This window comes from Streptomyces sp. NPDC004539 (assembly GCF_040610055.1).
GTDB lineage: Bacteria > Actinomycetota > Actinomycetes > Streptomycetales > Streptomycetaceae > Streptomyces.
The window spans coordinates 618,580-630,184 of sequence record NZ_JBEXLS010000001.1; the positions used below are offsets into that span (position 1 = coordinate 618,580).

Annotated in this window: 13 protein-coding genes; 4 read left to right on the forward strand and 9 right to left on the reverse strand. The window is 72.3% G+C overall.

The window, feature by feature from the left end:
* Window positions 1-105 precede the first annotated feature (105 nt).
* Window positions 106-1,218 carry an SDR family oxidoreductase gene (locus ABZX85_RS02700; protein WP_355861885.1) on the reverse strand — a complete coding sequence of 371 codons (1,113 nt, stop codon included), beginning with the start codon at window positions 1,216-1,218 and terminating at the stop codon, window positions 106-108.
* Window positions 1,219-1,412: 194 nt separating this feature from the next.
* On the opposite strand from ABZX85_RS02700, the gene ABZX85_RS02705 reads away from it, so the two are divergent.
* Together ABZX85_RS02705 and ABZX85_RS02710 are read left to right on the forward strand one after the other, a co-directional pair.
* Window positions 1,413-2,870 carry a zinc-dependent metalloprotease gene (locus ABZX85_RS02705; RefSeq protein WP_355861887.1) on the forward strand — a complete coding sequence of 486 codons (1,458 nt, stop codon included), beginning with the start codon at window positions 1,413-1,415 and terminating at the stop codon, window positions 2,868-2,870.
* Window positions 2,867-3,388, forward strand: a complete 522-nt coding sequence (locus tag ABZX85_RS02710; RefSeq protein ID WP_355861889.1) for an NUDIX hydrolase — start codon at window positions 2,867-2,869, stop codon at window positions 3,386-3,388. The genes ABZX85_RS02705 and ABZX85_RS02710 overlap by 4 nt, the downstream gene beginning before the upstream one ends.
* A 166-nt stretch (window positions 3,389-3,554) precedes the next feature.
* Here the strand turns inward: ABZX85_RS02710 and ABZX85_RS02715 are convergent, their stop codons facing one another.
* The 4 genes from ABZX85_RS02715 to ABZX85_RS02730 all read right to left on the reverse strand — a co-directional run bounded on the left by ABZX85_RS02715 (window position 3,555) and on the right by ABZX85_RS02730 (window position 7,285).
* Complete coding sequence (locus ABZX85_RS02715; protein ID WP_355861890.1) at window positions 3,555-4,307, reverse strand: AIM24 family protein; 753 nt, start codon at window positions 4,305-4,307, stop codon at window positions 3,555-3,557.
* Between the two features lie 17 nt (window positions 4,308-4,324).
* Window positions 4,325-5,008, reverse strand: a complete 684-nt coding sequence (locus ABZX85_RS02720) for an AIM24 family protein (protein ID WP_355861892.1) — start codon at window positions 5,006-5,008, stop codon at window positions 4,325-4,327.
* Between the two features lie 7 nt (window positions 5,009-5,015).
* The gene (locus tag ABZX85_RS02725; RefSeq protein ID WP_355861894.1) at window positions 5,016-6,578 is read right to left on the reverse strand and encodes a TerD family protein; all 1,563 of its coding nucleotides are present in this window, start codon (window positions 6,576-6,578) and stop codon (window positions 5,016-5,018) included.
* A gap of 113 nt (window positions 6,579-6,691) precedes the next feature.
* Window positions 6,692-7,285 (reverse strand): M48 family metallopeptidase, encoded by a 594-nt coding sequence (locus tag ABZX85_RS02730; RefSeq protein ID WP_355861896.1) that lies wholly within the window; start codon window positions 7,283-7,285, stop codon window positions 6,692-6,694.
* A 243-nt stretch (window positions 7,286-7,528) separates the two neighbouring features.
* On the opposite strand from ABZX85_RS02730, the gene ABZX85_RS02735 reads away from it, so the two are divergent.
* Window positions 7,529-8,629, forward strand: a complete 1,101-nt coding sequence (locus ABZX85_RS02735) for a ThiF family adenylyltransferase (protein ID WP_355862322.1) — start codon at window positions 7,529-7,531, stop codon at window positions 8,627-8,629.
* Between the two features lie 185 nt (window positions 8,630-8,814).
* Window positions 8,815-10,158: an AarF/ABC1/UbiB kinase family protein gene (locus ABZX85_RS02740; protein WP_355861898.1), complete on the forward strand. Its 1,344-nt coding sequence runs from the start codon at window positions 8,815-8,817 to the stop codon at window positions 10,156-10,158.
* Here ABZX85_RS02740 and ABZX85_RS02745 read toward each other — a convergent pair.
* The 4 genes from ABZX85_RS02745 to ABZX85_RS02760 all read right to left on the reverse strand — a co-directional run bounded on the left by ABZX85_RS02745 (window position 10,124) and on the right by ABZX85_RS02760 (window position 11,598).
* Window positions 10,124-10,318: a hypothetical protein gene (locus ABZX85_RS02745; RefSeq protein WP_355861900.1), complete on the reverse strand. Its 195-nt coding sequence runs from the start codon at window positions 10,316-10,318 to the stop codon at window positions 10,124-10,126. The two genes, ABZX85_RS02740 and ABZX85_RS02745, sit on opposite strands and share 35 nt — an antisense overlap.
* Window positions 10,319-10,430: 112 nt before the next feature.
* Window positions 10,431-10,754 carry a hypothetical protein gene (locus tag ABZX85_RS02750; RefSeq protein ID WP_355861902.1) on the reverse strand — a complete coding sequence of 108 codons (324 nt, stop codon included), beginning with the start codon at window positions 10,752-10,754 and terminating at the stop codon, window positions 10,431-10,433.
* Window positions 10,751-11,122 (reverse strand): WhiB family transcriptional regulator, encoded by a 372-nt coding sequence (locus ABZX85_RS02755; protein ID WP_355861903.1) that lies wholly within the window; start codon window positions 11,120-11,122, stop codon window positions 10,751-10,753. The genes ABZX85_RS02750 and ABZX85_RS02755 overlap by 4 nt, the downstream gene beginning before the upstream one ends.
* A 158-nt stretch (window positions 11,123-11,280) precedes the next feature.
* Window positions 11,281-11,598 carry a hypothetical protein gene (locus tag ABZX85_RS02760; protein ID WP_355861905.1) on the reverse strand — a complete coding sequence of 106 codons (318 nt, stop codon included), beginning with the start codon at window positions 11,596-11,598 and terminating at the stop codon, window positions 11,281-11,283.
* Window positions 11,599-11,605: the final 7 nt, after the last annotated feature.

Sequence of the window (11,605 nt, forward strand, 5' to 3'; positions counted from 1 at the left end):
ACACCGAACGGCGGAGTGTCGGTCCGGCATTCGGTTCGCTGTGCCGGCGGCGGGGGTGTGCTCAGGAGCTCACCCGCCGCCGGCGTCGTACTCAGGCCCTCCGCCTCAGACCCGCCGCCGCGCCTTCCGGGCCCGGCGGACCACCGCTGCCGCGCCCAGCAGGGCGACCGTGGCGCCCGCCGCGCCCGCGGCGGTCGCGTCCTTGCGGCCCAGTCGGCGCCCGGCGACGGTGTGGCGCCCGGCGACCTCCTCCAGCAGCTCGGCGAGCACCTCCTCGTTGCTCCACCGGGGCCGCCACCCGGCGGCGTGGAGCCGGCTGCCGCTGACGACCCAGGGGTACATGGTGTAGGCGAGGTCCCCGGCGGGCGACGGCGTGAGCCCGATCCGGTGCAGCCGGGCCGCGGCCCCCAGCGCGACGGCGGACGGCAGCTCCATCCGCCGAATCCCGCTCAGCTCCTCGACCTCCTCCTGTTCGAGCCACCCGTCGCACCCGACGGCCAGCTCCCCCTCGACCTTCTCCAGGACGGCGTACTCCAGGGCCCCGCACAGATCGTCGACATGGCAGAACTGCCAGGCGGGCCGCGACCCGGCGACGACGAGCAGCCGGGGCGACTCGAAGTACCGGGTGAGCGCGGTGTCGGTGCCTCCGACGAGCGTCGCCGGCCGCACGACCGTGACGTTCAGCCCGGGATGCGCCCGAGGCGCCCGCCGGGCCAGCCGCTCGATCTCCAGGAGGTCCCCGACCCCGGTCGCCTCGGCGGTCGCCCGCAGCTCCGCGTCCTCGGAGAGCGGCAGCTCGTTGTCGGGCAGCGCCCCGTACACCATCGCGGACGTGCACAGCACGACCCGGTGCACCCCGGCCGCCGCGGCGGCAGTAAGTACTGTCTGCGTCCCCCGCACGTTGTAGGCCGTCCGGGCCGCGTCGTCGGACCCGAGATCGAGATCCAGCGCGAGATGGACGACGACGTCGGCCCCCCGCAACTTCTCCGCGATCGCCGGATCGCGCACGTCGAGGATGTGCCACGTCGCGTCGTCGCACTCCCCCCGCCGCTCGTCGATGGCGACGACCTGCTTGATCTCGTCGGACGCGGCGAGCCGCTCGGTCAGCAGCGCGCCCACCCCGTGCGCCGCGCCGGTCACGGCGACGACGGGCCCGCGCGCGGCGGCACCGGTTGAGCGGTTTCGCGCTGCGCGAACCTGCGGATCTGGGGAACTCACCAGGTGTCTCCAGCGGTTGTCTTGGCATACGGGCGCGGATGACGCGTACGTACCAGGTGGCTCCATCCTGCCGCAGGCCGCGAGTCGGCGGAGCACCGAGGCCCGATCGGGCCCGGGTGTCTACGCTGGGTGGTGTTGCAGGGCAGCCGCGCCGCCGGTCGTCAGACCGGTGGCCTTACCAGCCGAGGAACCCCGTGAGTGACACCCCATTCGGATTCGGCCTTCCGCCGGAGGAGCCGGAGGACGGCGACGGCAAGAAGAAGGACCAGCAGAGCGGTGGTGGTCAGGGACCGGCCAACCCGTTCGGATTCGGGCTCGGAGCCGGCGGCTTCGGCGTCCCCGGCGCCCCGGGCGCGGACAACCCGCTGGCCGCGATGTTCGGCTCCATGAACCCCGGTGACCTGGGCGCCGCGTTCCAGCAGCTCGGCCAGATGCTGTCCTACGAGGGCGGCCCGGTGAACTGGGACATGGCGAAGCAGATCGCCCGCCAGACGGTCTCGCAGGGCACGCCGGACGGCGTGAAGGACGCGAGCGTGGGCGCGTCGGAGCGCACGGCGGTCGAGGAGGCGGTCCGCCTGGCGGACCTCTGGCTCGACGACGCGACGTCCCTGCCGTCCGGCGCCGGTACGGCCGTGGCGTGGTCGCGCGCCGAGTGGGTCGAGGCGACGCTGCCCGCGTGGAAGGAGCTGGTGGACCCGGTCGCCGAGCGGGTCGGCGCGGCGATGGGCGACGTCCTGCCGGAGGAGATGCAGGCCATGGCGGGCCCGCTGATCGGCATGATGCGCTCGATGGGCGGCGCCATGTTCGGCACGCAGATCGGGCAGGCCGTGGGCGTCCTCGCGGGCGAGGTCGTCGGCTCCACGGACATCGGTCTGCCGCTCGGCCCGGCCGGCAAGGCCGCGCTGCTGCCGGTGAACATCGAGACGTTCGGCAAGGACCTGGGCGTCGCGAAGGACGAGGTGCGGCTGTATCTCGCGCTGCGCGAGGCCGCCCACCAGCGCCTGTTCGCGCATGTCCCGTGGCTGCGGGCACATCTGTTCGGCGCGGTCGACGGCTACGCGCGCGGGATCAAGGTCGACACGGCCAAGCTGGAGGACGTGGTCGGCCAGTTCGACCCGCAGAACCCCGAGCAGCTCCAGGACGCGCTCCAGCAGGGCATGTTCCAGCCGGAGGACACCCCGGAGCAGAAGGCGGCGCTGGCCCGGCTGGAGACGGCGCTGGCGCTCGTGGAGGGCTGGGTGGACGCGGTGGTCCACACGGCCGCGAAGCCGCGTCTGACGTCCGCGGACGCCCTGCGGGAGACGCTGCGCCGCCGCCGCGCCTCCGGTGGCCCCGCCGAGCAGACGTTCGCGACGCTGATCGGCCTGGAGCTGCGCCCGCGCCGCCTGCGCGACGCGTCCCGCCTGTGGGCGTCCCTCACGGACGCGCGCGGGGTCGACGGCCGCGACGCCCTGTGGGCCCACCCGGACATGCTCCCGACCGCGACCGACCTCGACGACCCGGACGGCTTCGTCCACCGCGAGCAGCTGGACTTCTCCGAGCTGGACAAGCTTCTCGGGGAGGCGGCGGAGGGCGGCCCCGACCTCAAGAAGAAGCCCTCCACCGACCCCTCCGCCGCCCCCTCCGCCGACAAGGACGACGACTCCGAGTGACCCTGTACGACGACGCGGCCTCGGTCCTCAAGGAGTACGAGGCCCAGCCCGACCTGCGCGACATCTACCTGGCCCACCTCGCGTCCCACCCGGACGGCATGTGGAAGGCGTGCGCGGACGGGCACATCACGGCGAGCGCGCTGGTCATCGACCCCGAGGGGGGCCGGGTCCTCCTCACCCTGCACAAAAAGCTCCGCATGTGGCTCCAGATGGGGGGCCACTGCGAGCCGGGCGACGAGACCCTGGCGGCCTCGGCGCTCCGCGAGGGCGTCGAGGAGTCGGGCATCGAGGGCCTGATGCTCCTGCCGGGCGGCCCGGTCCGCCTCGACCGCCACTCGACGCCGTGCGCATGGCATCTGGACGTGCAGTACGCGGCCGTACCCCCGGCGGGCGCGGTGGAGAAGATCAGCGACGAGTCACTGGACCTGCGCTGGTTCCCGTACGACGAGGTGGCGGGGGTGGCGGACGAGTCGGTGGTACGCCTGCTGGAGGAAACAAGGAAACGGCTGGCGGTATGAGAAGTAAGGGGCGCCCACCAGGCGGGCCGCCCCTTACACACGCGGTGGCACCAGGTCTTTCAGGGGCGCGGGGCTGTGTCGATCTGCGGCTACCGCCGCGTGGGCGCGAACAACCACAGCGCATCCGCACCCCGCCTCACAACCCTCCGAGGCACCCCACCAGGCGCTAGTTCCGACTACCCCCCAACGAATTCCCGCTGAGCCCCCCACTCCCCATCCCGAACTGCCCGAGCACCCCGGACGTCCTCAGGTGCTGCGGCGGCAGCAGCTCACTCGGCTGCACCAGCACATGCCCGGACCCGGAGAACTGCATCTCCCACCCCTCCCCGGACGACCCCCGCCGCCGCCACACGGCGGACGTGGACGTCGGCGCCTGCAACTGCGTACGCAGTGACGTCGACCAGGCGATCACCGCGTCCGAGTCGCAGCAGACGTTTTTCCCGGGCTCCACCTCCAGCACCAGCGGCTCCCCGGACGTCATGACGACGACCTGCCCGTTCCCGGACAGCTCCAGGTTGTACGCCCCGGCGGACGCCACCTCGACCGCGCTGTCGATCGCGACGATCCCGACGTTCAGCGACCCGTCGAACGCGAGCACGGACGACGAGTCGACGGTGATCCCCCGGCCCACCTCCATGATGTGCAGGTGCTGCGCGAAGTTCGCGAGGTACACGACCCCGTTCCCCTTGCACCGCATGAGTTCGAGCCGCTCGCCGGTCATCCGCTCGACGTTGCGCCAGCCCCGGTCCCGGTACTGGCTGTCGAACTGGACGTCGCCCTCGAAGGCGACCATGGCGCCCTGCCGCGCGAGGATCGCCCCCTGGCCGCGTGTGACGTCCGTCTTGAGGAGCTGTGGATTCTGGAGGGTGTAGCGCTCGGTGGACTCCACCGGAATGTGCGCGAAGAGTGTGCTGTGCATGTCTGTCCTGGCTCCCCTCAGCCCCGGATCTTGAATCGGTCGCCGGTGTCCTCGCTGGGCTGGACGACGACGAACCCCTGCCCCTTGAAGCCGACCTGGAAGGCTTCCCCGCTGCCCCGCCCGATCAGCGCGCCCGCCTTGAGCGAGCGCTTGGCCTTCATGTCGAGCCCGTCGGTCCAGGCGATCAGCGCGTCGGGGTCGACGTAGGTCTCGCGCTCGGCGCAGTCGAGGGAGATCGGCATCCCCCGGCTGACCAGCGCGACCCATCCGGTGCCCCGGACGACGAGGTTGGTGAGCCCGGACCCGGAGAGCTTCGCGAGCCCCTTCACGGGCTCGATCCTCAGCTCCAGGGCGGCGTCGCAGGCCAGCAGGGTGGGCCCGTTGACGGAGATCGCCTCGTTGTTCAGGTGGAGTACGAGGACGTCGCCGCCGTAGTCCGCGAGGTACAGCTCGCCGTCGCCCCGGCACAGCATCAGCCGGCCGCCCTCGCCGGTGACCATCTCCTCGGCGTGCCGGCGCAGGGTGCCGGGGGCGCCGTCGAACTGGACGTACCCGTCGTAGGCGATCATCGAGCCGGCCTTGGCGTACAGGTCCTGGCCGGTGACCATCGTGACCTTGAGGGTCTTGGAGCTGTGCACGCTCATCCGGACGCCGGCGGTGCCTGCGGTGTGCTGCTGCGCGTTGAGTGTCTGGAGGTCCATGGCTGCCTCACACCTCGAAGGGCTGGACGACGACGAAGTTGCCGGGGGCGCCCCGGAACTGGAGGTTGACGGCCTCCGCGCTCTGCCGGGCGTACCCGGAGCGGCGCAGGCGCAGCGAGGTCGTGGTGACCGCCTGCGCGCCCGCCGACCAGGCGATGACGGCGTTGCCGTCGACGTAGGTGGCGGGGCCCACGGGGAGGACGACGGGGACGCCGCGGGTCTTGACGACGACCGCGCCCGTGCCGGAGAAGAGCATGCTGAACAGGCCGCCGCCGGGCAGGCCGGCACCCTCGATACGGCGGACCTCGGTGTCGAGCGCCTCGTCGAAGGCGAGCACCCCGCGCGCGGAGGTGTAGAGCTGCTCGCCCTGGAGGCGGATGACGAAGAGACGGCTCGCCTCGTCCGCGAGGAACACCTCGCCGTCGCCGGAGCAGCGCATCAGGGCCATGCCCTGGCCGGTGAGCTGTCCGGTCAGCTTGCCGAGCAGTCCCGAACCCTTGTGGGCGAAGTCGATGTCGCCCTGGTAGGCGACCATGCTGCCCTGTTTGGCGAGGATGTTCGCGCCCTTGGTGAGGGTCGCCCGCACGAGCTCCGGGTTCTGCTCCGTCCAGCGGTCGCCCACCGGGGCCTCGGCGTACTTCGTGAGCACCGCGCGGAGGCCGGCTTCCGGGGGGACGGGGGCCAGGGAGGCTGTCGCGCCGAAGGGGGCGCCCAGGGGGGAGGGGGTGCCGGGGGGTGTCGTACCGGGAGGTGTTGTTCCGGGCGGGCCGAAAGGGGCTCCCGGGGGTGTCGTACCCGGTGTACCGAAGGGGGCTCCCGGGAGTGTCGTGCCGGGTGGGGTGTGCAGGCCGGCGGCGATGGTGGGGGCGGCGTGGGGTGCGAAGGCGGGGGCGGGGGCCGGCGGGGGTGTGGTGGGGGCCGGGGCCTGGGCCGGGACGGCGACGGTGGGGGCCGCAGGGGGTGCGAACGCGGGCGGGGCGAAGGCGGGGGGCGCGGCGGACGGTTCGGGCGCCGGGGGCTCATCCTGCACCGGGGGCTCGTCCTCGGCGACCTCGCCGCCGAAGTTGCGCAGCAGGGCGTCGAGGCCGCCGTCGAAGCCCTGGCCGACGGCGGCGAACCGCCAGACGTCCTTCAGGTAGAAGTCGCCGAGCATCACCGCCCGCTCGGTGGAGAACTCGGAGCCGTCGAAGGCGTACCGGGCGACTTCCTCGCCGCCGGCGACGATCCGCAGGTACCCGGGGGCGATCTGCGACATCTGGCCGTCGCCGTCGATCGTCGCCGTGAACGACAGTTTCTGGATCTGCGCCGGGATGCGGTCCAGGGTCACCCGGAAGGACTCGGTGTCCCCGGACTGCTCACCGAGGAGCTGGACGGCCTCCTCCGGGGACTTCGGCTGGTTGAAGAAGACGAAGTACCGGTCGTCCGAGAGCCGTTCGTCGGCGTCCAGGCCGAAGCAGCTGATGTCGAAGGCCAGCCCCGGCGCGGATATCCGCACGCCCACGTACAGGTCCGTGCCCGCCGTGAGATCGCCGACCTTGGCCTTGTGGCCGCGTTGGAATTCCCTGGGCATGTGCAACGACCGTCCCCCCGCTCCCGAATGCCAGTGCTTATTCGCGCCAGGCTAACCGCTGGCTCGGACATCACACGAAGTCGGTACGGACCCGGTACACAACAGGGCCTCACTCACTCCCCGCGCGCCCCCGGCAGGTGCGGGAGCCGGTCGGCGGAGACGACGCCCTCCAGATAGCCACGCGCGCGTTCGGTGCGCGGATACGCCTCCAGCAGCCGCCAGAAGTCGGGGCCGTGGCCGGGGACGAGGAGGTGGGCCAGTTCGTGCAGGAGGACGTAGTCGATGACGTACTCCGGCATGCCCTTCAGCCGGTGCGACAGCCGGATGCTGCCCTCGGCGGGCGTGCAGGAGCCCCAGCGGGTGTTCTGGTTGGTCACCCACCGTACGGAGCTGGGCCGCGCGCGGTCGTCGAAGTACTGCGCGGACAGCCGCTGCGCGCGCTCGGACAGCTCGGCGTCGCCGGGGACCCGTTTGCTCTCCTGGGCGGCCAGCTTGTCGAGCATGACGCTCACCCAGCGCTTCTCCTCGGCCTCGGACATCCGGGCAGGGATGAGCACGACGGTGCGGTCGCCCTCGCGGTACGCGGAGACGGTCCGGCGGCGCCGGGCGCTCCTGCGGACCTCGATCGCGCTCGCCCCCGAGCCGCTCGGCGGCTGGCTCGTCGTGCGGCGCTGTGCTGTTCCGGCGTGCAGTGGGTCGGCGGACACGCCCCGACGTTACCCGCTGCACACGGGAGAAGTCTTGACTCCGGGACGGTTCGGTGTCGTTCCCGTGGCGTACGGGTGCATCACGCTGCTGATTTGTACGACGAATCTCGATACCTGTGGATAACTTTCCGCGCGTTTCGCCGGGGATGGGCATGCTGTGGGTGACCGGCGGGGCGAGGGCTTCGCGGGGGCCGTGAGGCCGTGACGACAGGCCGTGAGGCCATGACGACGGGGGTGGTGGCCGTGCATCCGAGGGTGAAGCCGGCGCTGCGGCGCGGATGGCGTGATCTGGACACGGTGCAGTTCGGTATGACTCCGGCGCACGCGCTGACGCTGGGCCCGATGGACCGCGCGACACAGGGCTTCCTGGATCTGCTGGACGGGACGCGCGGGCTGCCGCTGCTGCGGGAGGAGGCCCGGCTGCGGGATCTGCCGGACGGGCATGTGGACGGTCTGGTGAGAGGTCTCGCGGGGGCGGGGCTGCTGGACGACGCGCGCGGGGGCGGCCCCGACGCGGACGCGCTGCGGGGGCGGGGCGAGGTCCTGGAGCGGCTCGGGCCCGATCTCGCGGCGCTGTCGCTGCTCACGCCGGAGCCCGGTGAGGCGATGCGGCTGCTGGCGGCCCGGCGCCGCGCGCGGGTGCGGGTGCGGGGCGCGGGCCGGGTGGGGGCGGTGCTGGCGGCGCTCCTGTCGGGGGCGGGTGTCGGTTCGGTCGAGGTGGAGGACGAGGGCCGGGTCGAGCCGGGTGACGTGGCGCCGGGCGGCCTGCCGGCCGAGGCGGTCGGCGAGCCCCGCCGCGAGGCGGCCCGGCGTGCAGTGCGCGCGGCGGCCCCGGACCGCCCGCCGTCCCGCGAACAGGGCCCGGAACCGGGGCTCACGCTGGTGGTCCTCGCCCCGCGGGACGACGTCGGTGTGTACGCCCCGGACCCGGCCGCCGCCGAACCCCTGATCGCCTCGGGCGTCCCGCACCTGTACGTGGGGGTGGTGGAGGCGACGGGTACGGTCGGCCCGTTCGTCCTCCCCGGCGAGACGGCCTGCGCGGGCTGTCTCCAGCAGTCCCGCCTGGACGCCGACCCGACGTGGCCGCGCCTGCTCGCCCAGTGGCGTTCGGGCCGGCGCCGCCCCGCCCTCCCCTGCGACCTCGCCCTGGCGGCGACGGTCGCCGGCCTCGCCGCCACCCACGCCCTGAACTTCCTGGACGGCCACACCCCGCCCGCCTGCGGCACCCGCTGGGAGATCTCGGCCCCGGCGCTCCAGTGGCGGGCGAGACCGGTGGCGGCGCACCCGGAGTGCGGGTGCGGGGCCGCCCGAGAGACGGGGTCTGTCCGAGAGGGGGCGACCTGAGATGCGGCGGTCAGGAGGGAACCCCGCCCGGCTCACGCGAGTCCTCCTTGCCGAACCGTCTCCGACTGTTGAGGAACACCCCGTGGAGGACTTGAGGGCGCACGAGACAATGGCAGGGCAACGGCATTCGAAGGAGTCACTCCGTCCGGCGAACGCGGCGCGGCCGGTGGGTACTTGGAGGGCGCATGTCTGATCTTCCCCGCAAGGCGGTCACCCGGACCGCCAAGCTCGCCGCGCTCCCGCTCGGCATCGCCGGCCGGGCCACCTGGGGCCTCGGCAAGAGGATCGTGGGTGAGTCCGCGGAGATCGTCGGCCGCGAACTGCAACAGCGCACGGCGGAGCAGCTCTTCAAGGTCCTCGGCGAGCTGAAGGGCGGCGCGATGAAGTTCGGCCAGGCCCTGTCGGTCTTCGAGTCGGCGCTCCCGGAGGACGTCGCGGGCCCTTACCGCGCGGCCCTGACGAAGCTCCAGGAGGCGGCCCCGCCGATGCCGACGCGCACGGTGCGGGCGGTGCTCGCGGAGCGCCTCGGCGAGGACTGGCGGGACCTGTTCCTGGAGTTCGACGACAAACCGGCCGCCGCCGCGTCGATCGGCCAGGTGCACCGCGCGGTGTGGAAGGACGGCCGTACGGTCGCCGTCAAGGTCCAGTACCCGGGCGCGGGCGAGGCCCTGCTCTCGGACCTGAACCAGCTCAGCCGCTTCGCCCGGCTGCTCGGCCCGCTGGTCCCGGGGATGGACGTCAAGCCGCTGATCGCGGAGCTCCGCGACCGGGTCGCGGAGGAGCTGGACTACGCCCTGGAGGCGAGCGCGCAGAGCACGCACGCGCGGGAGTTCGCCGACGATCCGGACATCGTCGTGCCCGCCGTGGTCCACCAGTCCGAGCAGGTCCTGGTCACCGAGTGGATCGAGGGGGTTCCGCTCTCGGAGGTGATCGCCGACGGCACCGAGGAGCAGCGGGACCGGGCGGGTCAGCTGCTCGCCCGGTTCTTCTTCTCGGGTCCGGCCCGTACGGGGCTGCTGCACGCCGATCCGCATCCCGGCAACTTCCGGCTGGTCCCGGACGGCGAGGGGTGGCGGCTGGGCGTCCTGGACTTCGGGACCGTCGACCGGCTGCCGGGCGGTCTGCCCCGGACGATAGGCGAGGCGCTGCGCATGACGCTGGCGGGCGACGCGGGCGCGGTCTACGAGCACCTGCGCGCGGAGGGTTTCGTCAAGGACTCCATCGACCTGGACCCGGACGCGATCCTGGACTACCTGATCCCGATCATCGAGCCGGTGGGGGCCGAGGAGTTCACCTTCACGCGGTCCTGGATTCGCACCCAGGCCGCCCGGATCGCCGATCCCCGCTCCCCCGCGCACCAGTTGGGCAAGCAGCTCAACCTCCCCCCGTCCTACCTCCTCATCCACCGGGTCACGCTGAGCACCATCGGCGTCCTGTGCCAGCTGAACGCGACGGTCCGGCTGCGCGAGGAGCTGGAGGAGTGGCTGCCCGGCTTCACCACCAAGCAGAGTCCAGACGCCCCTCGATAGCGCGGAGGTTCTCCCGCCCGCACGCGTCGCAGAGGTACCGCCGCTCGCCGTTCTCCACGGAACAGGTCCAGGTGAGCGGCGGCGGCGCCGTGACGGTCGTACCGCAGCGGGCGCAGCTGACGGGGACGTCGGAGGCGTCGTCGGGGGAATCGCTGTTCATCGCCAGACGATAACGGCGTGAAACCCGCCGGCCCCTGAGCAACCCGCTCCACATACGTCAGGGGCCGGTCCGACAACCGGACCGGCCCCTCGAACTACCTCAGTCGAGCGCCTTACTGCATGACGGCCATGGCGAGCGCCCGCCGAGCGCGCCGCGAGGCTCGCTCGGCACGGCGCTGCATCCGCCGGGCGGCGACCAGGCGGACCGCCTGCCGCTCCCGCTCGGCCTCCTGCATCCGCTCGTGCATATGCGCACGAGCCAAGGCTTCTGGGATGAGTTGCATCTCTCGGGTCCTGTTCTGACGCGAGTCGTTCGCGCCGCTGGTGGTGACATCTGAATGCGCGGAGCCCACGGGCTCACTGACGGACGGCTTCATCGGGGCCTGCTTCTGGGGGTCTCGCTTGAGGGGACGGTCGATGGTTCCGGTGATGTTCATGCCGAGACCGGGTTCTTGCGCGGGCGACCGCGAGGCCGCTTCCGGGCGACGACGACGCCCTGCACGAACAGTTCGCCACCCCAGACACCCCAGGGCTCGCGCCGCTCCTTCGCCCCGGCGAGGCACGCCTCGACCAGGGGGCAGGTCCGGCACAGGGACTTCGCGTACTCCACGTCCGCGGGCGACTCGGCGAAGAAGACCTCCGGGTCGTAGGAGCGGCAGGGTACGGGGACGCCGAGGTTCTCGATGGCGTCGTCGAGCGCGGTGAGCGCGGTGAGGGGGATCAAGGCGGGGTCCTCCGTGAGGCGGCCGGGCGGGGGGATCGTTTCGGAAGGCGGTACGGACGTTTCGTGCGCTTCGAGTTGCACGGTTTCGTCTTCCTCGTCTGTCGGACCGGCCCTGTTGGGCCGGAGTCGGCTTTGTCGTCCCGAGGCTTCTTCAGCGTCTGTCCCCGGTGTGGGGGCAAACAGAAGGGCCGCGGTTCCCGGATGGGGTTCCGCGGCCCTGAAGGCGCCGGCCTGATCGATCAGGCTGGATCACTCCAGGGATCTGGCCCACGGAAGGCCCACATCTGGTGGTGCTGCGTCGTCTGCTTCGGGTTTCCGGCACCGGCCGCCGTAAAGGCATAGGCCAGGGCCTTTGCCTCTACTGCTTCCAGTGCCTTCATCGGTCGTCCGTCGCGGGTGAGAACACTCGCGGGGGCGACGGAGAGGGACTCGGGCCGGCCGGCACGGATGCCGGACAGACCGGTGCCCGGGTTCGAGGCGTCGAGGATGCACACGGAGACGACCGAGGGATCGGTCAGTTTGACGGTGCTGGTGAAGCGGGTCTTGTTGATGATCACTGGAATC

Coding starts and splice junctions, on each gene's coding strand:
- ABZX85_RS02740 (WP_355861898.1), top strand. CDS start 8,815: ATGTCTGATCTTCCCCGCAAGGCGGTCACCCGGACCGCCAAGCTCGCC.
- ABZX85_RS02715 (WP_355861890.1), bottom strand. CDS start 4,307: ATGCACAGCACACTCTTCGCGCACATTCCGGTGGAGTCCACCGAGCGC.
- ABZX85_RS02725 (WP_355861894.1), bottom strand. CDS start 6,578: ATGCCCAGGGAATTCCAACGCGGCCACAAGGCCAAGGTCGGCGATCTC.
- ABZX85_RS02745 (WP_355861900.1), bottom strand. CDS start 10,318: ATGAACAGCGATTCCCCCGACGACGCCTCCGACGTCCCCGTCAGCTGC.
- ABZX85_RS02720 (WP_355861892.1), bottom strand. CDS start 5,008: ATGGACCTCCAGACACTCAACGCGCAGCAGCACACCGCAGGCACCGCC.
- ABZX85_RS02750 (WP_355861902.1), bottom strand. CDS start 10,754: ATGAACATCACCGGAACCATCGACCGTCCCCTCAAGCGAGACCCCCAG.